This is a genomic window from Cryobacterium sp. TMT1-19, from assembly GCF_004403055.1.
Lineage (GTDB): Bacteria > Actinomycetota > Actinomycetes > Actinomycetales > Microbacteriaceae > Cryobacterium > Cryobacterium sandaracinum.
Genome location: NZ_SOHB01000039.1, coordinates 65,495 through 88,836 on the forward strand (window position 1 = coordinate 65,495; position 23,342 = coordinate 88,836).

At 69.4% G+C, this 23,342-nt stretch carries 25 protein-coding genes and 1 riboswitch; of the genes, 6 read left to right on the forward strand and 19 right to left on the reverse strand.

What is annotated here, in order from left to right:
* Window positions 1–6 precede the first annotated feature (6 nt).
* Window positions 7–1,308, forward strand: a complete 1,302-nt coding sequence (locus E3T40_RS10745) for a D-alanyl-D-alanine carboxypeptidase family protein (protein WP_134543438.1) — start codon at window positions 7–9, stop codon at window positions 1,306–1,308.
* 30 nt (window positions 1,309–1,338) lie between these two features.
* Here E3T40_RS10745 and E3T40_RS10750 read toward each other — a convergent pair whose 3' ends face one another.
* Genes E3T40_RS10750 through E3T40_RS10770 form a run of 5 tightly spaced genes read right to left on the reverse strand, consistent with a single transcriptional unit; the run spans window position 1,339 to window position 5,182 of the window.
* A complete protein-coding gene (locus E3T40_RS10750; protein WP_104195195.1) occupies window positions 1,339–1,599 on the reverse strand; it encodes a hypothetical protein in 261 nt (86 codons plus the stop codon).
* Between the two features lie 27 nt (window positions 1,600–1,626).
* A complete protein-coding gene (locus tag E3T40_RS10755) occupies window positions 1,627–2,250 on the reverse strand; it encodes an ATP-binding protein (RefSeq protein WP_241981748.1) in 624 nt (207 codons plus the stop codon).
* Entirely contained in the window at window positions 2,237–3,019 is a 783-nt protein-coding gene (locus tag E3T40_RS10760; protein ID WP_104195193.1) for an energy-coupling factor transporter transmembrane protein EcfT, read from the reverse strand. Before E3T40_RS10760 ends, E3T40_RS10755 begins: the two co-directional genes overlap by 14 nt.
* Window positions 3,016–4,539 (reverse strand): ABC transporter ATP-binding protein, encoded by a 1,524-nt coding sequence (locus tag E3T40_RS10765; RefSeq protein WP_134543441.1) that lies wholly within the window; start codon window positions 4,537–4,539, stop codon window positions 3,016–3,018. Before E3T40_RS10765 ends, E3T40_RS10760 begins: the two co-directional genes overlap by 4 nt.
* Window positions 4,540–4,549: 10 nt before the next feature.
* Entirely contained in the window at window positions 4,550–5,182 is a 633-nt protein-coding gene (locus tag E3T40_RS10770) for an ECF transporter S component (protein ID WP_134543444.1), read from the reverse strand.
* A gap of 37 nt (window positions 5,183–5,219) precedes the next feature.
* Window positions 5,220–5,329, reverse strand: a riboswitch (TPP riboswitch).
* Between the two features lie 69 nt (window positions 5,330–5,398).
* Here E3T40_RS10770 and E3T40_RS10775 point away from each other — a divergent pair.
* A complete protein-coding gene (locus E3T40_RS10775) occupies window positions 5,399–5,578 on the forward strand; it encodes a hypothetical protein (protein ID WP_134543446.1) in 180 nt (59 codons plus the stop codon).
* Window positions 5,579–5,689: 111 nt separating this feature from the next.
* Complete coding sequence (gene nhaA, locus E3T40_RS10780; RefSeq protein WP_104195191.1) at window positions 5,690–7,063, forward strand: Na+/H+ antiporter NhaA; 1,374 nt, start codon at window positions 5,690–5,692, stop codon at window positions 7,061–7,063.
* A gap of 440 nt (window positions 7,064–7,503) precedes the next feature.
* Here the strand turns inward: nhaA and E3T40_RS10785 are convergent, their stop codons facing one another.
* Entirely contained in the window at window positions 7,504–7,836 is a 333-nt protein-coding gene (locus tag E3T40_RS10785) for a hypothetical protein (protein ID WP_104170250.1), read from the reverse strand.
* Window positions 7,837–7,890: 54 nt separating this feature from the next.
* Window positions 7,891–9,111, reverse strand: a complete 1,221-nt coding sequence (dinB, locus tag E3T40_RS10790) for a DNA polymerase IV (protein ID WP_134543449.1) — start codon at window positions 9,109–9,111, stop codon at window positions 7,891–7,893.
* A 225-nt stretch (window positions 9,112–9,336) separates the two neighbouring features.
* On the opposite strand from dinB, the gene E3T40_RS10795 reads away from it, so the two are divergent.
* Window positions 9,337–9,900 carry a TIGR03086 family metal-binding protein gene (locus E3T40_RS10795; RefSeq protein ID WP_104195189.1) on the forward strand — a complete coding sequence of 188 codons (564 nt, stop codon included), beginning with the start codon at window positions 9,337–9,339 and terminating at the stop codon, window positions 9,898–9,900.
* Between the two features lie 29 nt (window positions 9,901–9,929).
* On the opposite strand, the gene E3T40_RS10800 is transcribed toward E3T40_RS10795, so the two are convergent.
* The 8 genes from E3T40_RS10800 to E3T40_RS10830 form a co-directional block, all read right to left on the reverse strand.
* The gene (locus tag E3T40_RS10800) at window positions 9,930–10,109 is read right to left on the reverse strand and encodes a hypothetical protein (RefSeq protein WP_134543451.1); all 180 of its coding nucleotides are present in this window, start codon (window positions 10,107–10,109) and stop codon (window positions 9,930–9,932) included.
* A 319-nt stretch (window positions 10,110–10,428) separates the two neighbouring features.
* Window positions 10,429–10,593, reverse strand: a complete 165-nt coding sequence (locus tag E3T40_RS10805; RefSeq protein ID WP_198411980.1) for a hypothetical protein — start codon at window positions 10,591–10,593, stop codon at window positions 10,429–10,431.
* Window positions 10,594–11,141: 548 nt separating this feature from the next.
* Complete coding sequence (locus E3T40_RS10810; protein WP_370287917.1) at window positions 11,142–12,158, reverse strand: VIT1/CCC1 transporter family protein; 1,017 nt, start codon at window positions 12,156–12,158, stop codon at window positions 11,142–11,144.
* An 86-nt stretch (window positions 12,159–12,244) separates the two neighbouring features.
* Window positions 12,245–12,559, reverse strand: a complete 315-nt coding sequence (locus tag E3T40_RS16355; RefSeq protein ID WP_146067705.1) for a hypothetical protein — start codon at window positions 12,557–12,559, stop codon at window positions 12,245–12,247.
* Window positions 12,559–14,064 (reverse strand): Asp-tRNA(Asn)/Glu-tRNA(Gln) amidotransferase subunit GatB, encoded by a 1,506-nt coding sequence (gene gatB / locus E3T40_RS10815; RefSeq protein ID WP_104169892.1) that lies wholly within the window; start codon window positions 14,062–14,064, stop codon window positions 12,559–12,561. The genes E3T40_RS16355 and gatB overlap by 1 nt, the downstream gene beginning before the upstream one ends.
* On the reverse strand, window positions 14,064–15,650 hold the full coding sequence (gene gatA / locus E3T40_RS10820) for an Asp-tRNA(Asn)/Glu-tRNA(Gln) amidotransferase subunit GatA (RefSeq protein WP_104169891.1): 1,587 nt from the start codon (window positions 15,648–15,650) through the stop codon (window positions 14,064–14,066). Before gatA ends, gatB begins: the two co-directional genes overlap by 1 nt.
* Before the next feature lie 3 nt (window positions 15,651–15,653).
* The gene (gatC, locus tag E3T40_RS10825; protein WP_166784587.1) at window positions 15,654–15,950 is read right to left on the reverse strand and encodes an Asp-tRNA(Asn)/Glu-tRNA(Gln) amidotransferase subunit GatC; all 297 of its coding nucleotides are present in this window, start codon (window positions 15,948–15,950) and stop codon (window positions 15,654–15,656) included.
* A gap of 38 nt (window positions 15,951–15,988) precedes the next feature.
* Entirely contained in the window at window positions 15,989–17,317 is a 1,329-nt protein-coding gene (locus E3T40_RS10830; RefSeq protein ID WP_134543457.1) for an alpha/beta hydrolase, read from the reverse strand.
* Between the two features lie 298 nt (window positions 17,318–17,615).
* Here E3T40_RS10830 and E3T40_RS10835 point away from each other — a divergent pair, with 298 nt between their 5' ends.
* Together E3T40_RS10835 and E3T40_RS10840 are read left to right on the forward strand one after the other, a co-directional pair.
* The gene (locus tag E3T40_RS10835; protein WP_104169889.1) at window positions 17,616–18,161 is read left to right on the forward strand and encodes a PadR family transcriptional regulator; all 546 of its coding nucleotides are present in this window, start codon (window positions 17,616–17,618) and stop codon (window positions 18,159–18,161) included.
* Window positions 18,158–18,952 carry an alpha/beta fold hydrolase gene (locus E3T40_RS10840; protein ID WP_134543459.1) on the forward strand — a complete coding sequence of 265 codons (795 nt, stop codon included), beginning with the start codon at window positions 18,158–18,160 and terminating at the stop codon, window positions 18,950–18,952. The genes E3T40_RS10835 and E3T40_RS10840 overlap by 4 nt, the downstream gene beginning before the upstream one ends.
* A gap of 1 nt (window position 18,953) precedes the next feature.
* On the opposite strand, the gene ligA is transcribed toward E3T40_RS10840, so the two are convergent.
* From ligA to E3T40_RS10860, 4 genes are all read right to left on the reverse strand, one after another.
* Window positions 18,954–21,245, reverse strand: a complete 2,292-nt coding sequence (gene ligA, locus E3T40_RS10845) for an NAD-dependent DNA ligase LigA (protein ID WP_134543462.1) — start codon at window positions 21,243–21,245, stop codon at window positions 18,954–18,956.
* Entirely contained in the window at window positions 21,238–22,407 is a 1,170-nt protein-coding gene (mnmA, locus tag E3T40_RS10850; RefSeq protein WP_134543465.1) for a tRNA 2-thiouridine(34) synthase MnmA, read from the reverse strand. Before mnmA ends, ligA begins: the two co-directional genes overlap by 8 nt.
* Before the next feature lie 159 nt (window positions 22,408–22,566).
* On the reverse strand, window positions 22,567–22,806 hold the full coding sequence (locus tag E3T40_RS10855) for a hypothetical protein (protein ID WP_104169885.1): 240 nt from the start codon (window positions 22,804–22,806) through the stop codon (window positions 22,567–22,569).
* Complete coding sequence (locus tag E3T40_RS10860; RefSeq protein WP_233191536.1) at window positions 22,806–23,138, reverse strand: winged helix-turn-helix domain-containing protein; 333 nt, start codon at window positions 23,136–23,138, stop codon at window positions 22,806–22,808. The genes E3T40_RS10855 and E3T40_RS10860 overlap by 1 nt, the downstream gene beginning before the upstream one ends.
* Between the last annotated feature and the right edge of the window lie 204 nt (window positions 23,139–23,342).

The window sequence follows — 23,342 nt, forward strand, 5'->3', positions numbered from 1 at the left end:
TGCGTCATGAGTAGATCCCGGCCTGCCCGCGTCATCGGCGCCACGGTCGGTGCCCTCGTCATCCTGTCCGTCGGCGTCTACGGGCCGGCCACCCTGCTGGGGCCGTTGCCTGAGGCCACCGCCACGCTGGTCACGCCGGCGGCCGGAGAGTCGGTTCCGTTCCCGCCCGCGCTGCCGGCCACCGGCGGCAGCGCCGTCATCGGCCTGGCCACGGTCACACCCGATCCGGCCTTCCCGGGTACGACGGCGCTGGACGCCGACGCTCTTGCCGCCACCCTGCCTCTCGCCGTGGCCGGCACGGCCGAACCGCTGCCGATGGCCGCGGCGACGAAGATCGTGACCGCCCTGGTCGTGCTCGACGCGAAACCGCTGGCCCTCGGTGAGACGGGGCCTCAGATCCCGATCACGGCCGCGGATTACCAGGACTACATCGACTACGGCAATTCCGGTGCCCGCACCGTCGTGGTCTTCCCGGGCGAACTGTGGACCGAGACCGAGCTGCTCCAGGCGATGATCCTCGGCTCCAGCAACAATCACGCCGACACGCTGGCGCGCTGGGCCTTCGGCTCCCTCGACGCCTACAGCGCCGCCGCCAACGCCTGGCTGGGCAAGCAGGGCCTCGACGGCACCCGTGTCGCCGACGCCACCGGGCTCAACGACGAAAGCGTCGGAACGGCCACTGACCTTGCCCGGCTGGCCGGCCTGGCCGCCGCCGACCCGGTGATCGGTGCCATCCTCTCCCAGCCGGCCTCCGCCCTGGTGGGCCAGCGCGGCGTGGACAACACCACGGCGTTCCTGGCCGAGGAGGGCGTCACCGGCATCACCCGCAGCTACACGGACGGGGCGGGCGTCTGTTTTCTCTTCACCGGCCAGGTGCAGGGCCCGGACTCGACCTACACTTTTGCCGGTGCCCTGCTCGGCGAACCCGACTACGACACCCTGACCAGTGACGTCACCGCCCTGATGGAGAGCGCCCGCGCCGGGGTACGCGAGCTGCCAACCCTCGCCCAGGGTGACGCCTACGTGGAGTTCAGCACACTGTGGGGGGCCGAGGCCTCCGGAACCGTGCGCACGGCCACGACGACGTACGGCTGGCAGGCTCAGGCGCCGGGCGACGCGGAGGTGATCCTGGAGACGGTGTCGACCGGCCGGGCGGGCAAGACCGTCGGCCGGGTCACGGTGGAGACCGGGGGCACCGAGGTGACGTCGACGCTGGTGCTCGACCGCACGATCAGCGCGCCGGGCCTCGGTTGGCGGCTCCTGCACCCCGCACCGATGATCTCGGCACTGTTCGCCGCTAACCGCTAACCGCGTGCGGCTCCGGCATCGGGCTGCCGGCTACTCGCCCTCGCCGGTCGACTGGTACGGGTCGCTCTCGCCCGCGTCGAACCGGTAGCGCACGTGCACGCGGCCCTGCACATCGCGCACGTCCTCCTCGTCGTACCAGAACAGCGTTTCGACCCCCTCGACGGCGGCCATCATGCTGACCCGGGCGTCATGTTTGCCCTGGATTAGCACCCGGGTGTCGACCTGGCCCGCGAGGGGACCGTCAATGAATTCCGCAGTGTAAACGACATTTTCAGCACCTTGATCAGCCATACCTCCAACCTAGTCCCGGGCACCGACTTACGGGCGTCGGATGTCCGGGGTCCCGGCCAGCCGGATCGTCGCCTGCCGCTCGGGCGCCTCCCGCTCTCGGTAAGCGTCCCAGCCCGCTTCCCACTGGTCCCAGTGCGACCGGAACAGTTCGCCGTCCCGGGCGAGGGCCCGCTGCTTGCGGATGCGGTCGTCGGCGGCCAGCCAGACCCGGATGTCGCTGAGTGGCGCGTGGGCGGCCGCCAGGGTTCCGCAGCCCTCCACGATCAGCGGGCGGGCCGGGTCGACCGGGTGCCATTCTGCCGACTCGCGCCGCTCCCAGTCGTAGCGCCGCCAGGCGGCGGGCCGGCCCAGTCTTCTCGGGGTGAGCACCTGTTCGCCCAGGTGCATGACGGCGGCGTCCAGCCCCTGCCAGCCGGGGTAAACGTCGTCCAGCCGCACCAGGGTGGGCCGGAGCGGTCCCGGCCAGGCGACGACGAGCGCGTCGGCGAGGGTGCTCTTGCCGGCGCCGCTCGGCCCGTCGATGAGAACGACGGGCGCCACCCCGGCGGCGGCAAGGTCGCGAAGCACGGGGGCCAGCAGCATCCGTCGGTCACCGACCGGATCGGGGGCGGCCGGTTCGAGGGCGGCCGTGGGCAGATCAGATGAGGACAAAGTTCCAGCTTCCCGTCGCCACGGAGACGCTCACCGAGAGCAGGGCCACGGCCAGACCGATGCCGACCAGGGCCACCTCGCGCCCCCGGAAGCTGGAGGGGCGGGCCCAGGTGCGCCGCACCGAGGCGCCGAACCCGCGGGCCTCCATCGCGGTCGCGAGTTTGCTGCCGCGCCGGATCGACAGCACCAGCAGGGCGAAGGCCTGGCTGAGCAGCCGTCGCAGGACGCCGCGGTCCGCGATGCCGCGGGCCCGCCGGGCCAGTTCGAGGGCGTGCCAGTCCTCGAGGAACAGGCCGACCAGGCGCAGCCCGGCCAGACCGCCAAGCACGAAGCGGGCCGGCAGTTTCACGACCTGGCCGAGGCCGTCGGCCAGGTCGGTGGGGTCGACGGTCACGAAGAGCACGACCGACGGCAGTCCGATGGCGAGGATGCGCAGGGTCGTGGCGATGGCCAGCTCGAGTGATCCCTCGGTCACGTTCACCAGCCCGAAGGACCAATAGACCGCCCCGGCCGCCTGCCCGTAGAGCAGGGTGGTGACGCCGGCGGTTGGTGCGGCGATCCAGACCGGCAGGGTGCGCACCGCGAAGGCCTTCAGGGACAGCCCGGCCCAGAAGAAGAGCACGAACTCGCAGGCGAGGGCGACGACGGCGGAGACCCAGTCGATGGTGAGGATGAGCACGCCCGCCAGCAGCAGCGCGGCGGCCAGCTTCGCGACCGGGTTGATCCGGAAGATGGCCTGGGTTCCCCGGGCAGGCGTCAGCACGCTCACCGGGACACCGCCGCCCGCGGCGTGACGCTGGGGCCGGCCTGCCCGGTCAGGTGGTACTCCCGGTCAGCCAGGGCGGCCACGAAGTCGGTGTCGTGCGAGACGGCGACCACCGCGGTGCCCTCCCGCAGGAGTTCGTCGAGCAGGGCCACGATCTCCCGCCAGGTGCGCAGGTCCTGGCCGAAGGTGGGCTCGTCGAGCATGAGCAGCCGTGGCTGGGTGGCCAGCACGGTGCCCACCGACAGCCGACGTTTCTCGCCGCCGGAGAGGGTGAACGGGTTCGCCTCGGCCAGGTGGTCCAGGCGCAGGCGCTGCAGCACCTCGTCGACCCGGGCATTGATGTTCGCCTTTGGCCGTTTGAGGGCGCGCGGCCCTACGGCGAGTTCGGCCCGCACTGTGGCCGCCACGAACTGGTGCTCCGGGCTCTGGAACACGGTGCCGATGCGGGTGAGCAGCTGGCGGGACTTCCAGCGGATCGGTTCCTCGTCGGCCCCGTCGGCGAACTCCGGGCTCGCGAGCACCGCTCCCCCGGCCGGTTTCAGCAGGCCGGCGAGGGTGAGCATCAGGGTCGATTTGCCGGCGCCGTTCGGACCGGTGACTGCCAGAGCGGTGCCGGCGTGCACCGTGAGGTCGATGTCCCGGGCGAGCACGTCGGCGCGCGTGCGTGCGATCGCGAGGCCGGGCGTGCGGAGCAGAGGAACCGAGCCGGGCGCCGACGCCGAGCGGGTCTCGCCCCGCGATGAAGCCAGACCGTTGCCCCGCCCGGGCACCCAGACACCCGCGGCCGCGAGCCGTTCCCCCTGCCTGGTCAGCACGTCGTCGGGATGGCCGTCGGCCAGCACTCCCCCGGCCGCGTCGAGCACGATCACCCGGTTCACAAGGTTCTGCCAGACGGCGACCCGATGTTCGATCACGATGAACGTCGCCGCGGAGTTCTCGAGCACGCGGGCAACGGAATCGCGCACATCCAGCACGCCTCCAGGGTCGAGATTCGCTGTGGGTTCGTCGAGCAGCAGCAGCCCCGGCCGCATCGCCAGCACCCCAGCGAGGGCGAGGCGCTGCTTCTGTCCGCCCGACAGCGACGACGTCGGATGGCAGAGCGGCAGGTCCAGGCCGACCATGTCCAGAGCGTCGCTCACCCGGCGCCAGATCTCCTCGCGGGGCACCCCCAGGTTCTCGCAGCCGAAGGCGACGTCGTCGCCCACCCGCGCCAGGATCACCTGGGAGTCAGGGTCCTGCAGCAGCAGCCCGGCCTGGCCTCGCGCGGCGGTCGGCCCGGCGCCGTTCACAAGCAGCTGACCGCGCTGCTCGCCCTCCTCGTCGCCGCCGAGAACCCCGGCGAGGGCGTGCAGCAGAGTCGATTTGCCGGCCCCGGAAGCGCCGAGCAGCAGCACGCGCTCGCCCGGCTCGATTCGCAGGTCGAGGCCGTCGACGGCCCAGCCCCGCCGCCCGGCATGCCGCCATCCCCAGCCGCGGGCCACGACGGACGCGCCCGAGACGGATGCCGCTGCTGCCGGTGTCATCGCCGTCCCCCTAGACCTGGGTGCGGTTCGATCGCCCGGCGGCGAACCGCGACAGAGCGCCGGTGCGGGCGAGGCCACGCATGGCCAGCCAGGACAGCAGTCCGGCCACGACAATGCCGGAGACGATCGAGGAGGCTGTGTAGATGGTGATGAAGGGAACGGCCGATCCGGGGTACCAGAGCAACAGGTCGTTGACGGCGAGGGCAAGGCCGGCGCCCGCGCCGGCGAGCAGGGCCGCGACGAGGCGGTAGTTGGCGTAGAAGAACAGCGCGAAGACCAGCTCCGCGCCGAGACCCTGCACCAGGCCGGACACCAGAATGGTGGCCCCCCAGGCGGTGCCGCCGACCAGGGTCGACACGACCGCCGCCAGCAGCTCGGTGTAGAGCGCGGCGCCGGGTTTGCGGATGATGAGGCCACCGAGCACACCGGCGAACAGCCATCCGCCGCCCAGGAGAGCCTGCAGGCCCGGCAGCAGCGGAGTGAGCACGCCGCTGAGCGGGTTGTATGCCTGGTTCCAGACGACGAAAATCAGCCCGCTGGCCACGCCGATGACACTGGCGATTACGATGTCGACGACCCGCCACCGGAAGTTACGCGGCCGGCGGGACGTGGTGGAGGTAAGAAGGGTGGTTGTTGCGTGCACTTTTTGTGCCCTTTCCGTAGATGGTTCCAGGGCACGGGAACGAGAAAATCTGCCTCCCTGCGCTGGCATGATCCAGATCAGGTTCGACGGTCGAAGCTTCAGAAGCTTCCTCTCAGCCCGGTTGACCGGACTCCCGTGTTCGTATTAAGTATAGACCTCGGCCTAGACTCGCGGGATGGAGTCCTCGCCTCGCCCCCGCATCACTGTCGGGCGCGAATGACGTTCACCGTTCCCCTGATCCTCGCCGGGCTGTTGCTTCTGTTGCTGCGCCACTTCATTTTGCGGCGACGACGGATGCGACGCGGGCTACCCGTGCGCGGACCCTGGCACATCCCCCGCAGCTGGCGGGAAGAGCCGGGCTCCCGCCAGCGGATGGGCCGCTGGCGGTGTAGCTAGCGCGGGCGGCGTTGAGCGCCCGAACGCGGTACGCTCGAAGTGGTGAGTCGGGAAGTCTGGTCGACAGCAATGTTCGTGTGCCACAAAATCCTGATTGACTGAGGCTCGTCCATGCCGAAACCATCACCTCTTCCTCCCACCCCGAAACTGAACGTCTTTCGCCGCAGCAGCTATCCCGAGTACCTGCACGTCTCGACGATCCTGCGCAAAGAGACCGTGGGCGGCGCTCTCCTGCTGGTGGCGACGGTTCTCGCGCTAATCCTGGCCAACACCGGGGCCTCCGATTTCTACTATGCGGTGCGGGACTTTCAGATCGGCTACGAGCCGTGGCACCTCAATCTGAGCCTCGGCGCGTGGGCCGCCGACGGACTCCTGGCGATCTTCTTCTTCATTGCCGGGCTCGAACTCAAACGTGAGTTCGTCGCCGGCGATCTGCGCACCTTCAGCCGCGCGGTCGTCCCGGTCGCCGCGGCCGTCGGCGGCGTCATCGTTCCTGCTGTGATCTTTACCGCGATCGCGTTCAGCTCGGGGCCGGAAATGCTGCGCGGCTGGGCCATCCCCACCGCAACCGACATCGCCTTCGCCGTGGCCGTGCTCGCCGTGATCGGCTCCAAACTGCCCAGCGCCCTGCGCATCTTCCTGCTGACCCTGGCCGTGGTCGACGACCTGCTCGCCATCGCCATCATCGCCTTCTTCTATTCCGGCGACCTCCAGCCCGTTCTACTGCTGCTCGCCATCGTGCCGCTGGGCCTCTTCGCCTTTCTGGCGCACAAGTACTCCTACCTGTTCGGCACCACCAGGTGGGCCGCGGGCACCGTTCTGCTGCCGCTCGGCCTCGCCACCTGGGCTCTCGTGCACGGCTCCGGCATCCACGCCACGGTGGCCGGAGTGCTGCTCGGCTTCGCCGTGCCCGTGCTGCGCAGCCGACGTAGCGGCGGACCCGACGCCGGCCCGGGCCTGGCGCAGAACCTCGAGCACCGCATCCGCCCGCTCTCGGCCGGTTTCGCCGTGCCGGTCTTCGCTTTCTTCTCCGCCGGGGTCACGATCGGCGGCGTGTCAGGCCTGACCACGGCCCTCACCGACCCGGTCGCGATCGGAATCGTCGTCGCTCTGGTGGTGGGAAAGCCGGTGGGCATCCTGCTCGCCACCGTACTGGTCACCAAGACCACCCGGGGCGCCCTCGACCCGGATCTGGCCTGGGTGGATGTGATCGGCGTCGGCATGCTCGCCGGTGTCGGCTTCACGGTGTCGCTGCTGATCAGCGAGCTGGCTTTCGGGCAGGGCAGCCCGCATGACGACCACGCCAAAGTGGCCATCCTGACCGGGTCGCTGCTGGCGGCACTACTCGCGACCGTGGTGCTGCGGAGCCGCAACCGGCATTACGGACGCATCGCCGACAAGGAGGCGCTCGACGCCGACAACGACGGCGTCCCAGACGTGTTCGAGGCCGATCCGGCTCGCGACGAGCGGTTCGGCGGGCACTGACAGGGCCGGAGCGCACCCAGCCGTCCAACTCCCTCAGCCGGAGTGTCTGCTGGTCGTCACGGGCGGAACGCCGTGCCCGGCGCCGAACCAATTCGACGGAAATTCATCGATCAACACCCGTTTTTGAGCCCAAACGCGCCGCTGAGGGCACAATCTCCGTCGAATTTGTTCGGGACGGATGTACCGCAGGTCCTTGGGCTCGAATGACGCGGCGGTTGGAGTGCACGTTCATCCACCTCGTCGCTGTCCGCGCGCAAACGTGCGTCGGAATCAGGAACAAGCGCCGCAGAACCCCCGATCCGCAGACCCCTATCACCCTCGGCCATGGAGACTCACTCATCTAGCTGGCCCACGGGCACTGATAGGGCCGGAGCGCAGTCAGCCGCCCGACATCCTCAGCCGGAGTGGCTGGGCGACCGGGCGGTTGGTCGCACTCGCTGCTAGCGTTTGAGGGCGCGGACGACGCGGGAGATCGCCTTGCCGGCCACGCAGAGGAACGGGATGCCGACCGCGAGCAACGAGATGACGTTGGGCTCGAAGCGCACCGTCGTGCCCGATTTGACGTAGGCGCCGATCGGCAGGGATGCTCCGCCGCCCCCGCCGCCGGACCCGCTGCCGGTGGCGGCGGAGTCACCCTCGCCACCGCCGAAGCCGTAGTAGACGAGAGCAACGGGAATCAGGGTGACGCCGTCCACCTGGACCGGATCACCGTAGGCCGACCTGACGCCGGCGGTACGAGAGATATCTGCGAGCTTCTCTGGAAGGCTAGTCATGGATTCAGGCTACCCCCTGTCTGGTTTGCGGTTGCCTGATCAGTGGTGGCCTGGTCAGGGTTTGTCCGGATCCAGCAGCGACGCCGGGCGCACCATGCCGCGCCCAAACCTTGCGGTAACCGAGTCCACGGCCCGTTCGGCTCCCCGCCAGTCGTCGTCAGGGTCCCAGAGGCCGGCGCCACTGCCGTCGCCATCGCTGAGCTGCTCAACGCGCACGCCGATGAGGCGCACCCGGATGCCGGACGCCGCCAGCGCGTCGAAGCTGGCGGCCACCTCCTCGTAGATCCGGCGTCCGACGCTGGTCGGTTCCGACAGGGTGCGGGAGCGGGTGACGGTGCTGAAGTCGGTGTAGCGCACCTTGAGCACCACGCCGCGGCCGACGAGGCCGGCGCGGCGCAGCCGGGCAGCCACCGCGACGGACTGCCGTAGCAGTTCGCTGCGGAGCCGCGCGACATCCGTCACGTCAAATTCGAACGTGACCTCGTGGCCGACGCTCTTCTCCTCGTGTTCCACCGTGACCACCCGAGGGTCCCTCCCCCAGGCCAGCTCGTGAAGCTTGCGGCCGGCGGCCTCGCCCACGCACTTCTGCAGCACGGCGAGGGGGGTGCGGGCGAGGTCGCCGATCTGACGCAGGCCCTGCCCGAGCAGCGCCTGCTCGGTCGTGGCGCCGACCCCCCACAGGGCGCCGACAGGCAACGGATGCAGGAACGCGAGCGTGTCTTCGGCGGGGATCACGAGCAGGCCGTCGGGTTTTGCCCGGCCCGACGCCATCTTGGCGACGAACTTCGTGCTCGCCGCTCCGACCGAGCAGGTGAGCCCGGTTTCGGACTTGACCCGGGCCCGGATCTTCGCGCCGATCTCGGCCGGGGAGCCGTGCAGACGGCGGGCACCCGCCACATCGAGGAAGGCCTCGTCGATGCCGAGCTGCTCGACCAGCGGCGTGAAATCTTCGAAGATGCGCATCACCCGGTCCGAGTATTCTTTGTACCGGCCCATGTGCGGTTCGAGCACCACCGCCGCCGGGCAGCGCCGCAGGGCGAGCGCCATGGGCATGGCCGAATTGACGCCGTAGCGTCGGGCCACGTAGTTCGCCGCCGTGACCACCGAGCGTCCGGACCGGTGTCCCACGATCACCGGGAGGTGCACCAGTTCGGGGTGATCGAGCAGTTCCACCGACGCGAAGAACGCGTCCAGGTCGATGTGGAGCAGGGTCGCGGAGCTGTCGTCGACCGCATCGGTCGAGACCGTGCGATCGCTGCCATCCTGCCTGCTCATGCGTCCTGCCTGCTCATGGAGAGACCCTAACCCGGACCGGCGACAGCCCGCGACCGATTCCGCGACGGGAGAACGTGAACAGCGCCGGGGCGGAATGCACGGTGACGGAATGCACGGTGACGGAATGCACGGTGACGGAATGCACGGTGACGGAATGCACGGTGACGGATGCCGGTTGTAGCGTTGCAGGGGCATCCGTTCCACCCGTTCTACCGAAGGAGTCCCATGACGTATGACTGGCTTGCGCTGCAGAAACAGGCCGCCGAGGAGTTCGGGGCCCGCGTCGACATGATCACCGACTGGGCCGCCGCCACACCGGACACCGAGTGGACCGTGACCGAGTTGGTGCGCCACGTGGTGCTGGAACAGCAGTGGGTCCCCGCGCTGCTGCGCGGCCTCTCGGTGCTCGACGCCCGGCGCTCACTCACCCCGCTGGGCCCGGACCTCGCGAAGGAATGGGCCATCTATTCGGCGCTGGCGGCCGCAGCCTGGGCAACGACCCCGGCCGACGCACCGGTGACCCTGTCGTATGACACGGTGACGGCATCCGACTACCTGCGCGAGCAGGTCTCCGACGTCACGATCCATTCCTGGGACCTGGCGCGGGCAACGGCCGCCGACGAGTCCCTCGACCCGGCCCTGATCGAGGCGGTCTGGACGGTGTTCGAGCCCCAGCGGGACACCCTCGAGGCCAGCGGCCTCTTCGCCTCCCCGGTACCATCCGACGAGAACGCGCCGCTGCAGACGCGGCTGCTCGCCCTGACCGGCCGGGATCCGCGCCGGCCGTAGCCCGCGGGCTGCACCTGCCAGGCCTGGTGCTACCGGCTCTCCTTTTCCGCGCCGGCAATGCGTTGGGCGATGTAGATCGGAACGATCGACACCAGCACCAGCACCACGGCGATGACGTTGACGTTCGGTGCCTGGCTGGGGCGAAACAGGGTGTCCAGAATCCAGATCGGCAGCGTCTTGACGCCCGCCCCCGCGGTGCGCACCGTCACCGTCTGGTAGAGCGAAACGGAGCACGGTGATGATGTTATCGAGCGTCCAGGACCGTGTGATGGTGCCCGTGAAGCTGTCGACTGTCCACAGAGAGGTGATCAGCGGGGCGGCGAGGGCAACGATGTAGATCAGGCCGAGCCAGAGCAGAGGGGTGGACAGCCTCAGCGTCAGGCGAAGCCGCGGATGCCGGCTCAGCGTGATCGAACCCCGCCGGGCGAGCGTGTCCCGGTGCGGCGGCACCGGCATCCGTTGCCCCGGCGACGCCGTGTCACCCGTCATGATTCCTCCGATTCGGCTCGGCCGGATGGGGATGCCGCGCTAACCCTTGATCTCCTGCCAGGCGGTCGTCCAGTCGGAGTAGTCGGTGCACTTCACGTCGGTGCGGCCGTCGAGGCAGTTTTCAATGGGAGTGGACCAGTACCAGATCTGCGCCGCGTACTCCTCGTCGCCGGCGTGGGAGATCTCGCACTGGTCGGGGTTCACCGTGAAGTCGCAGGCGCTCTCGTTGCCGCCCAGCCCGGAGCACCCGTCGCGGCCGTAGTCGCTTAATTCGGAGATTGTCGCAACACGCCGCCCAGACCGGCTCCCAAACCGGCGTTTCCCCAAAAATCTCCGTAATACCGTGAGGACGGATGCGGGTGGCGCGCCCCATGACGGATGCCCGAAACAAACCCCGCAGCGAGCACCACTCCTCCTCTGCAATATGAGTTTGATCAAGTTATCCACAGGGCGCTGACGGTCGCCGACCTGGGGCATCGAATGTCAGTGGGTACCCGTAACGTCTCCCTCATGAAGCCCATTTATAGCGAGCAGTCCGAGACCCGGTGGAGCTCCGTGCCCCTGCCCGGCAGAACCCTGCAGTGGACCTCACCGACCGGGCGCACCCTCCTCAGCGAACCGGCCACGAACATCCGTGCACCGGAAAAAGGGCCGAATCGGAGCCGGCCGTGCGGCAGGCGCACACGAAGGAACCCCGGCGCCGTTCTGAGCGGAATTGCGGCCACCTCAAGCACGGCGACTCGGGAGCAGCGTTAGGCGATCGAGGTTCCGAAGATAAGACCCAGCAGATAGGTGACGCCGGCAGCACCGAAACCGATGATGAGCTGACGGATGGCGCGCCGCCAGGGCGGCCCGCCCGAGAGCAGCCCGACGATGGCGCCAGTGGCCAGCAGGGCGAGCCCCACGAGCACGGCTGCCGCGATGACCGCGGTGATCCCGTCGAGGCCGAACAGATACGGCAGCACCGGCAGGATCGCCCCGGAGGCGAAGAAGCAGAAGCTCGACGTGGCCGCTCCGATTCCCGTGCCGATGGCTTCGTGCTCGTCGACCGCCGGAGCCAGGCCGCCGGTCTTCTTGACGTCGATCGGGCCGGTCGCGATGGCCACCGTGCGCAGAACCTCGCGTGCATGGATCTCCGCTTTCTCCGGGGGCATCCCCTGCGCGCGATAGACCAGGGTCAGTTCGTTCGCAGCCAAATCGAGATGGGCCAGCACATTCCGGGACGCCGGATTCGGCGTTGAGGCTTCGAGCAGCTCACGCTGGGACCGTACCGAGACATATTCGCCGGCACCCATCGAGAGTGCCCCGGCGAGGAGACCGGCGATACCGGTGAAGAGGATCGTGGCGGCGGGCACTCCGGTGGCGCCGATGCCCAGCACCAGGGCCAGGTTGCTGACGAGGCCGTCGTTGATCCCGAAGACCGCGGCTCTGAACGTGCCAGCCAGCCGCTGCCGGCCGCGAGCGGCCAGCCCACGCACGACCTCCTCGTGGATGCGCTCGTCGGCGGCCATGGTGTCTGTGGCGTCGGCATCGGCGTCATACGGGGAGCGGGCCTCGGCACGCTGGGCGAGGGCAAGCACGAACACCGATCCGAACCTGCGGGCCAGGAACCCCAGGAAACGGGTGCGGATCGCGCCCCGGCGCGGGGCTCCGACCTGGTCACCGAGAAGGTGCCGCCAGTGCTGTTCGTGGCGCCCCTCGGCGTCGGCCAGAGCCAGCAGGATCTCGCGCTCCTCGCCGCTACGGCGTCCGGCGAGGTCGCGGTACACCGTCGCTTCGGCCCGTTCGTCTGCCAGGTAGCGGCGCCAGCGACGGATGTCCCGCGCGGTCGCCGGGCGCTCCTGCTCCACGACGGTTACGCCTCGGGGGCGGCTTCGAGCGAGCTCTGCGCCACCCGAGCCGACGCGTGCGGGCCAGAACCGTCGAGACCGTAGAAGGGTTCGTCGAACTCCACGATCCATACGGTTTCCCGTCCGGAAACGGGGGCGTAGAGGGCCGCGCCCTGGAGTTCTCCGGCCGCCACAATCACGCCGCTCGGGTCTTCGGCGTCGGCGTCCGGATACCGACCACGGTCCAAGCGCACCACGACCTGCGCTCCCACACCGAGGGCACCCGGCTGGGAACCGGGGTACCCGTCGGCGGCAGGTTGGCGCGTGTTCCGCAGGCCCATTACTCGGCCGATCCGGCACGCTCGAGCACGAGCTCGCGCACGCGGGCGGCATCCGCTTGTCCGCGCATGGCCTTCATAACGGCGCCGATCACGGCTCCGGCCGCCTGAACCTTGCCGTCGCGGATCTTGGCCAGAACGTCGGGCTGGGCGGCCAGAGCCTCATCGATCGCCGCGATCAGCGCGCCATCGTCCGAGACGACCGCGAGACCGCGGGACTCGACGACCTCGAGCGGAGTGCCCTCGCCGCCGATGACGCCCTCGAGCACCTGCCGGGCCAGGCGGTCGGTGAGCGTTCCGGCCACGACGAGTTCGATCAGTGCGGCGACCTGCGCCGGCTGCACAAGCGAGTCGGCGGACACACCGGAGGCGTTCGCAAGGCGGGCAACCTCGCCGGTCCACCACTTGCGGGCGGCCTGGGCTGCGGCGCCGGCTGCGATGGTTGCCTCGACGGCGTCGAGGAGGTCGGAGTTGACGACATCCTGAAATTCGAGGTTGGCGAAGCCCCAGTCGGCCTGAAGCCGCTTGCGGCGGGCGGCCGGAGGCTCCGGCAGGGTGGCGCGGAGTTCTTCCACCCATTCCCGCGACGGGGCCACGGGAACGAGGTCGGGCTCCGGGAAGTACCGGTAGTCGTCGGCGTCGGACTTGGGCCGGCCGGCCGAGGTGATGCCGGTGTCCTCATGCCAGTGCCGGGTCTCCTGAGTGATGGTTCCACCGGCGTGCAGCAGGGCCGCCTGACGCTGGATCTCGTACCGCACGGCCCGCTCGACCGAACGCAGCGAGTTCACGTTCTTGGTCTCGGTGCGCGTACCGAGCACGTTCGAGCCGCGCGGGCGCAGGGACACGTTCGCGTCGCAACGCACGTTGCCCTCTTCCATCCGGGCGTTGGAGACGCCGAGCGCTTTCACGATCTCGCGGATGGCGGCAACGTAGGTGCGGCCGATCTCGGGTGAGTCCGCCTCGCCGCCCTCGATCATTTGGGTGACGATCTCGACCAGCGGCACTCCGCCGCGGTTGTAGTCGACCAGCGAGTAGTCGGCACCCTGGATGCGACCGGTCGCCCCACCCACGTGGGTGAGCTTGCCGGCGTCGTCCTCCATGTGGGCGCGCTCGATGTCGACCGTGACCAGGCGTCCGCTTTCGAGTTCGATCGTGAGCTGACCGTTGAACGCGATCGGCTCGTCGTACTGCGAAGTCTGGAAGTTCTTCGCGGTGTCCGGATAGAAGTAGTTCTTGCGGGCGAACCGCGAGTACTCCGCGATCTCACAGCCGAGGGCGAGCCCTAAACGGATGCTCGATTCGATGGCCTTCGCGTTCACCTGCGGCAGCCCTCCGGGCAGACCCAGGCAGGTGGGGCAGGTGTTGGTGTTGGCACCCTGGCCGAATTCGTTCGCGCAGCCGCAGAACATCTTTGTTTTGGTGTTGAGCTCGACGTGCACCTCAAAGCCGAGCACCGGCTCGAACAGCTCCAGGGCCTTGTCGTAGTCCATCAGTTCGGCCTTCTTCATCAGACGGCTCCCTCTGTGCTCGTGAACGCTGTGCTTGTGGCTGTGCCTGTGGCTGTGCCGGCGAACATTTCTCTGAGCGCCAGTTCCGGCGCCCGGCTGAGGAGGGTGTGCCCCCAGGATGCTTCGAGCAGCGCCTCGACGGCGGCTCCGAAGCTGTAGAGACGGGCATCCATTTTCGCGGGCGCCATGATCTGAAGGCCGACCGGCAGGCCGTCCTCGGGCGCGAGTCCCATCGGCAGGCTCATGCCGGGGACCCCGGCAAGGTTGGCCGGGATCGTAGTGACGTCGTTGAGGTACATGGCCATCGGGTCGGCCATCTTCTCGCCGAACTTGAACGCGGTGGTCGGCGCACTCGGCGACACCAGCACGTCGACCTTCGAGAAGGCCGCGTCGAAGTCGCGCTGGATCAGCGTGCGCACCTTCTGCGCGCTGCCGTAGTAGGCGTCGTAGTAGCCGGCACTGAGGGCGTAGGTGCCGAGAATGATGCGGCGCTTGACCTCGGGGCCGAAGCCCGCGTCGCGCGTGGCCGCCATGACCCGTTCGCTGGTCAGCGGGCCGTCTTCCGGGTTGACCCGGATGCCGAAGCGCACCGAGTCGAAGCGCGCCAGGTTGCTCGACGCCTCCGCCGGGAGGATCAGATAGTAGGCAGCGATCGCATACTCGAAGCTGGGGGCGGAAATCTCGACGATCTCGGCGCCCGCCGCGGAAAGCAGCGTGAGGGTCTCGGTGAAGCGCTGCGCAACTCCGGCCTGGAATCCGTCGCCGCTCAGCTCCTTGATCACGCCGACCCGCACCCCCGTGAGCGCCCCGTCGGCGAGGCCGGCGCGTGCGGCGGCCGCCATCGAGGGCCAGGTGTCCGTGAGCGACGTCGAGTCGAGCGGGTCGTGCCCGCCGATCACGTCGTGCAGCAGGGCGGCGTCGAGCACCGTGCGAGTCACCGGGCCGACCTGATCGAGCGAGGATGCGAGAGCGATCGAGCCGTAGCGGGACACACCGCCGTAGGTGGGCTTGACGCCGACCGAGCCGGTGACGGCGGCTGGCTGGCGGATCGAGCCGCCGGTGTCGCTGCCGAGTGCCAGCGGCGCCTCGAAGGAGCTGACCGCGGCCGCGGAGCCACCGCCGGAGCCGCCGGGGATCCGGTCGAAGTCCCACGGGTTGTGCGTCGGGCCGTAGGCGGAGAATTCGGTCGATGAGCCCATCGCGAACTCGTCCATGTTGGTCTTGCCGAGCAGAATCAGCCCGGCGTCGCGCACGCGCCTGACCACGGTGGCGTCGTACGGGGCGATCCAGCCCTCGAGGATCTTGGAACCGGCGGTCGAGGGCATGTCGATAGTGGCGAGCACGTCCTTGATGGCGATCGGCACCCCGGCGAGCGGCCCGAGCACCTCCCCGGCGGCACGCCGGGCGTCGACGCGGGCTGCGGCGGCGAGCGCGGCCTCGCCGGCCACGTGGAGGAACGCGTGCACACCGGTGTCGACGGCCGCGATCTGGTCCAGGTGAGCCTGGGTCACCTCGACGGAGCTGATGGACCGTTCGACAAGCAGACCCGAGAGGTCGGCGGCGGACAGCTTGATCACATTGGTCATGGATTACTCCTCGTCCAGGATTGCGGGCACGCGGAACTTGTCGCCGTCCCGGTCGGGAGCCCCGGAGAGCGCCTGTTCGACCGTGAGCGAGGGAACCACCGTGTCGGCGCGGAAGACATTGGTCAGCGGCATCGGGTGGCTCGTCGCCGGCACATCCGGCGTGGCCACTTCGGCTACCTTTGCGACCGAGTCAACGATCTGACCGAGTTCAGTCGTGAGGCGGGCGATCTCCTCCGAGCTGAGGTCGATCCGGGCAAGGTTGGCCAAATGGGCAACCTGCTCGGCCGTGATTTCAGACATGTTGCTCCGTACGATCGTCGGGGGTGGATTCCCCAATTCTATTCGGAGCCGTCGGTGACAAGATCCGCGTTGCCGGTTCCGATCAACGCCATGTTGTGCAGGGACTCGCTTCCAACGTCGAAGTAGGCGTTGTGGCCGACCGATCCGTTCAGCCAGGAGCCGGTGATCCGATCGTTCCCGCCGGATACGCCGAGGGTGTTCGCGCCGTACGCCTCCGCACCGGGATCGCTGCCGAAGAAAGCGCTGTTCACGGTCGGGTCCCAGTCGGCGCTGCCCACATAGACACTGCCCGGCGCGACGCTCAGGCTGTCGACGGACTGCACCTGGCTGCCCGGGGACCCCACCAGCACCAGGGCGTCCACCCCGAACGTGCCGCGGGCCAGCGCCGTGAGCGCCACGGTCGACCCGTACGAGTGCGCGAGCACCGAAACGAAGGGCCGACGCGTGCCTCGGTCGGCCGCGACGCCCAGAGCCGACTGCTCCAGGAAGTCGGCGCCGACCTCCGCGAGGCCCGTCCCGCCCACGGTGAACACAGTGGGGGCCTCGTAGCCGATCCAGGCGATCGTGGCGACGCCGGCGGCGCGGATGCCGCCGGTCAGGGCGTGCCCGGACGGCGCCCCCCCGCGCAGCACCGCGATCTGTTCCGTGTACACGGCGTCTGCGGTGTCGGCCCAGTTGACGATCTGCTGCTCGACGGTGTAGTTCATGCCGGGTACCAGATAGGTGACGAATGCGGCGGTGTCCGGGTTGCCGAGGGCGATCGCGGCACGCCCGCCGCCTGCGGGGTCGAGGAGGATCAAGGAACGGCGCGGGGCGCCGTCGGGGGTGCTCAGTGCCGCCTTGACCTGGGTCAGGACGGCGAGTTCTCGGTTGAGCAGCGTGCGCTCGCTGTCGTCGGTCGCGTCGGCCAGCCGCTGGGTGACGTCGGCCAAGCTCTGCGTGAGGTAGCGAGCGTTGGCCCTGCCCCGCTCCCGGAAGGGGACACCCTCCAGGTTGCCCACGAGCTTGGGTGCGGCAGCCAGCAGCGACGACCGCTCGGAGGCTTCGAGTTCCGTCCAGAGGCCGGCCACCGCGGAGGCTGCGGGCGGCGCCGTCAACAGGGCGTCGACCTGGCCGGGGGACTGCTCCACGAACGCGGCCATGTCGGCCACGGAGAGGGTGGACAGCCCGGCCAGCAGGTTGGCTCCGGTCAGTCCCCGCACGGATTCGACGGTGGCGACCGTGGCGGACCTCGGCACGGATGCGATCGGCTGCGCGGACACCCGCGGGTCGCCGGCGCCGGGCCCCGCGACCGAGGTACCGGTGCGCGCCGACAGGTTCAGCCACAACGGTTCCGCCGCGGCGGGTTCGGCGCCCCGGTTCGGCACCGGCTGGCCCTGGACTGTGGTGCTGAGAGCGTGCGCGCCAGAGGTCTCACTGACTCCATTGAGAGCCAGAGAGAGCGTTAGAACCGCCGCTTCTAACAGCAAACCTGGGCACGTCCCCTCACGAACACCGAGTAGCAAAACAACCCGGCCTCTAACAGACAAGCATTGCGTCTCCAGACTACTGAAACGGATGGTGCGGCCGTGCCCCCACAGTGGGTCTGGGAGACCCCCGATCGAGGGTCAATCGCGCCAAAGTTTATACTTGCATAAACCTGTATAGGTGTGATCCCATATACACATGTCGTTGAAAATCGCCCTCCTCGGGATCCTGGACCTCGCACCGATGACGGGATACGACCTCAAAAAGAGCATCGAGGCATCCGTCGCCCATTTCTGGTCCGCCGACCAATCCCAAATCTACCGCACGCTGGCGGCACTGGTCGCCGACGGTCTCGCCGACGTCGAGGTCATTCCGCAGGAGAGACGCCCCGACCGGCGCGAGCACCACATCACCTCGGCCGGCCGGGCGGCCCTGGGCGACTGGCTGCGGGCGCCGCTGGAACCCGAAACCTCGCACGACGCGTTCCTGATGCGGCTGTTCTTCGTCGGCACCCTGGGGGTGCCGGCTACCCGGGCACTGCTGCGGGCGCGGCGCGGCCAGGCCACCACGATGCTGGCCGCATTGCGTTCCGTCGCCGAGCAGGAGCAGGCCCACCGCGAGCCCGACGATCGTGCCCCGGACGACCTCGGACGCAGGCTGCGCTTCGCAACGCTGCGGAACGGAATCCTCCACGCCGAGGCGGAACTCGCGTGGCTGGTCGAGACGAAGGAGGCCTTCGGATGAGCCGTCCCCGCCAGCGCCTGGAATTCCGCTATCCCCTGCAGCACGGCGTTGACACCACGGGGACCGACACGATCATGTTCCTGCACGGCGGCAGCGTCGCGTCGTGGTCCTGGAGACCGCAGGTGGAGGGAATGCCCGACCGGCATCTGCTCACCCCCGACCTGCCCGGTTTCGGCGACCGGGCCGGAGAGGACTGGCTTTCCCTCGGTCAGACCGCCGACGATGTGGCCGGCATCATCGCCGCGCACGCGCGCGGCGGCCGGGCCCATCTGGTGGGGCTGTCCCTGGGCGGCCTAGTGGCCACGCACGTCATGGCCCGGCACCCGGGACTGCTGCACTCGTGCCTGGTGTCCGGCGTGCCGCTCACCGGGGTGCACGGCACGGCCCGGTTCCTGAGCACGATGCAACTGCGGCTCTGGGACCGCCCCTGGTACTGGCGGGCCCAGGCGAAGGCTTTCGGCCTGCCCGCCGACGCGGTCGACCTGTTCGTGGAACACGGTCTGAGCCTCCGAACCGACAACGCCCAGCGCGTCTTCGCCGAGGTGAACCGCGGCGGCGTCCCGGAGAGGCTGCAGGACTACTGCGGCCCCCTGCTGGCGGTGGCGGGCGAACGGGAGTCCCGCCTCGTCCGGGACAGCTTTCCTGCGCTGCTCGCCCATCTGCCGCAGACTCGCGCCTGGACCGCACCCGGCATGCACCATGTCTGGAGCATCGAGGATGTGGACCTGTTCACCCGGATGGTGCTCGGTTGGGTCGACGCGTCAGAGGTGCCGGGCGAGGAGAGCCGTTGAATCAAACCGGGTCAGTGTCGGCGTCGGCGTCGGCGTCGGCGTCGACCGTCGTCTCGGCCAGGGACTCCGGGCCGCTCGTGACCAGCAGGTGGAATTCTGCGGCGTCGAGGATCCGCAGGCCGAGCGCCTCCGCCTTGGCCAGCTTCGACCCCGCGCCCGGACCGGCGGCCACGAAGTCGGTATTCTTCGACACGCTCCCGGCGGATTTGCCCCCGGCGGAAATGATCGCCTCCTGCGCCTCTTCCCGGGTGTAGCCCTCGATCGAGCCGGTGGCCACCACCGTGAGCCCGGCCAGCACTCCCCCGGCCGCCGCAGCGGCTCCAGGACCGGGGTGCTCCGATATGCGGAACTGAACGCCGGCCACCGTCCACTGCTCCACGATGCCCTGGTGCCAGTCCACCTCGAACCACGCGATGATGGCGTCGGCGATGATGCCGCCCACCCCGTCGACCTCGGCGAGCTCCTCGCGGGACGCGGCCCGGATCAGCTCGAGAGAACCGAAGTGGCCGGCCAGGGCGCGCGCCGCCACCGGCCCGACGTGACGGATGTTGAGGGCCACCAGAAGCCGCCACAGCGGCTTGGTCTTCGCCAGCTCGATCTCGCGCAGGAGCTTCTGCGCACTCGACGACGGCTGCGGTCCCTCGACGCCCTGCTTCTTCTCGGCGGCCGTGGGGTTGCGCCGGAACGGCGTGCGCAGCCGCACGGAGCCGTCATCCTCTTCCTTGGCCAGCCCGGTCTCGGCGTCCCGCACGATGACCTCGATCGGCAGCAGGTCGTCGAGGGTGAGGTCGAACAGGCCGGCCTCGGTGCACAGGGGCGGCTCCACCGGACGGATGGGCTGGGTGAGAGCGGCGGCGGCCACCTCGCCGAGCACCTCGATGTCGAGGGCGCCGCGGGAGCCGATGTGCTCGACCCGGCCGCGCACCTGAGCCGGGCAGCTGCGCGCGTTCGGGCAGCGGAGGTCGATGTCGCCCTCCTTGGCCGGGGCGAGCGGCGTTCCGCACTCCGGGCAGTTCACCGGCATGACGAAGGCTCGCTCGGTGCCGTCGCGCAGCTCGACCACCGGGCCGAGCACCTCGGGGATGACGTCGCCGGCCTTGCGCAGCACGACGATGTCGCCGATCAGGATGCCCTTGGCTTGGACCACGTCCTGGTTGTGCAGGGTGGCCTGGCGCACCTCGGAACCGGCGACCCGCACCTTCTTCATGACGGCGAACGGCGTGGCCCGGCCGGTCCGGCCGACGCTGACGACGATGTCGAGCAGCCTGGTGTTGACCTGCTCGGGCGGGTACTTGTAGGCGATCGCCCAGCGCGGCGCCCGGCTGGTGGCACCGAGTTCGGCGTGCAGGGCCAGCTCGTCGACCTTGATCACGATGCCGTCGATCTCGTGGTCGACGCTGGCGCGGTGCTCGCCGTAGTACGCGACGAAGTCCGCCGCGAGAGCCGCGGAGGGTTCTACCCGGTAGTAGCTGCTGGTAGGCAGACCCCAGTCCTGCAACAGCTCGTAGACCCCGGATTGGGACGCGACCGGCGGGGTGGCCCACGCGCCGATGCCGTGCACCAGCATCCGGAGCCGGCCGAGCCTGGCCCGCATCAGGCGCAGCGGTTCCGCGGCCTTACCCTCGGCCTTCTGGCGCAGGGAGCCGGCCGCCGCGTTGCGCGGATTCGCGAAGACGCGTTCGCCGGCGGCGACCTGCTGCGCGTTGAGCTCGAGGAATTCGGCGACCGGGAAGAACACCTCACCGCGCACCTCCATCAGGGCCGGATGCCCGGTGCCCAGCAGTTTTCTCGGAATGCCGGGCACCAAGGCGACGTTCTCACTGACGTCCTCGCCGACCACCCCGTCGCCGCGGGTGGCGGCGCCGACCAGCACCCCCTGCTCGTAGCGCAGGTTGATCGCGAGTCCGTCGATTTTGAGCTCGCAGAGGTAGTGCACGGGTCGCCCGGCGTCCCGTTCGACCTTCGCGGCCCAGAGGCCGAATTCGTCGAGCGAGAAGACGTTGTCGAGGCTGAGCATGCGTTCGGCATGCTGCACCGGATCGAACAGGCTGGTCTCGGCGCGGCCGCCCACGGTCTGGGTGGGGCTGTCCTGACTGGCCAGCTCGGGGAATTCCCGCTCGAGCTCGGCGAGGCGGTGCACCAACGCATCGTACTCCGCGTCGGTGATGACGGCCTCGTTGCGGTCGTAGTACGCGTCCCGGGCTTCCAGGATGCGCTGGGTCAGGTCGGAGACCTCGGCCGCGGCGACGTGCAGGGGCACGTCTGCCGCCGGGTCGGGCGCCGGGCTATGCATCGACGGCGACCGCACTGACGGCACTAACCGTGCGATCGATGGTGCACTGCCCGAGCACGCGGGTGCCGAGGTAGACGACGGCGGTCTGCCCGGGCGCGACGCCGGTGAGCGGCTCGGCCGGGATGATCACGAGCTCGGTGGTGGCGCCGCTCCCGCGGCTCGCGCTGGTCTCGGCGGACGAGCCGGCCTTGAACGGAACGACCTGGGCCACGGCGGGAACCGGGTCGGCGTGGGCGCGGATCTGCACGTCGCAGTCGAAGGCGATCTCCGGGTGTGCGGGGGCCACGCCGCACCAGGTGAACTTCGTGCCGGCGATCTTCTTGATCGCGAGCGCCTCTTTCGGCCCGACGACGACGGTGTTGGAGATCGGGCGCACCTCGAGCACGAACCGGGGCTTGCCGTCGGCGGCCGGGGTGCCGATCTGCAGCCCCTTGCGCTGCCCGACGGTGAACGCGGCCGCCCCGTCGTGCGTGCCGAGGGTATTGCCGTCCCGGTCGAGGATGTCCCCGGTCGCCGGCGGCACGCGCTCGGCCAGCCAGCCTCGGGTGTCACCGTCGGGGATGAAGCAGATGTCGTAGGAGTCGGGCTTGTTCGCCACCGAGAAACCGCGCGCCGCGGCCTCCGCTCGCACCTCGGCCTTGGACGGCGTCGCGCCGAGCGGGAACATCGAGTGCGCCAGTTGGTCCTGGGTGAGCACGCCGAGCACATAGGACTGATCCTTGGCCCAGGCGCTGGCGCGGTGCAGCTCGCGGTTGCCGTCGGCATCCGTCACGATCGTGGCGTAGTGACCGGTGGCGACGGCGTCGAAGCCCAAGTCGAGGGCCTTTTCGAGCAGGGCGGCGAACTTGATGCGCTCGTTGCAGCGCATGCAGGGGTTCGGGGTGCGGCCAGCGGCGTATTCGGCGATGAAGTCGTCGACCACGTCGAGCTTGAACCGCTCGGAGAAGTCCCAGACGTAGTACGGGATGCCGATGATGTTGGCCGCCCGCTGGGCATCCATCGAGTCCTCGACCGTGCAGCAGCCGCGGCTGCCGGTGCGCAGGGTTCCGGGCATCCGGCTGAGGGCCAGGTGCACCCCGACCACCTCGTGTCCCGCCTCGACCATGCGGGCTGCGGCGACGGCGGAGTCCACCCCACCGCTCATTGCTGCCAAAACCTTCACTTGACGAGTGTAATCGGGTGAGCGCCCCCGCGCAGCCCTCGCGCAGCGGCGCAGCTCCCGCGCAACGAAACGATGGGCCGGGACGAGCGACGACAGACGCCCGCGGCACCAGCCTCGGGCCAGGGCCAGTGTCAGGGGATATCGGTCAGGGGTTATCGGTCAGGGGATATCGGTCAGGGTTCGCTCGATCGAGGCGAGGCGAAGCTCCAGCAGGGCGAGCCGGTCGAGCACGGCCTGGTTGCTCGCGGTGCTCTGCTCGACGAGGCCGCGCAGGTCCGCCGCTCCGGCGAACTCCGCCTGCTTCTCGCGCGACCGCAGCACGGCCGCCACGATGCTCGATGTGACGCCGGCGATGATGCCGACAATGGCGATCCAGGCGAACCAGGGAATGTTGTCCATCAGTGTGTGCTTTCTGTGTCGGCTGCGACCGCCGCAACGATGCGTGCGACGTTGGTGGTGACCTCGAACGAAACGACCTCGAAAAATTTCAGGGCCTTGCCGTCGTCGGAGAGTTCGAGGTGCCCGGTCACGTAACCGGCCGATTCGAGTCGTTGCAGGTGCATGTACAGCAGGGCCCGGGACATCCCCAGCCGGCGGGCGAGCTCACTCACATGGAGGGACTCCTCCGCCAGCAGGGCGATGATGCGGAAACGGTGCGGGTTGGCGAGGGCGGACAGCCGGGCGATCTCCTCGTCGAGCGTCATCGTGCCCACGCTCCCCTCGACATCCATCCACCTGCAATAAATACCTTACACGTGTAGGCCCAAGCCGTCCAGCACCGCCACGTCAGCCGCGCGGCAGCTGCGCCGCTGCGCTCGTGGCGTGCTAGGCGCGCAGCGGCGCAGCACCCGCGCCGCGGGTGAGGAGCGACGACGTGCAGCAGAGCACGGATGCCGCGGCGCGGCTCAGCGGCCCGGCATCCGGTCGGCCAGGCC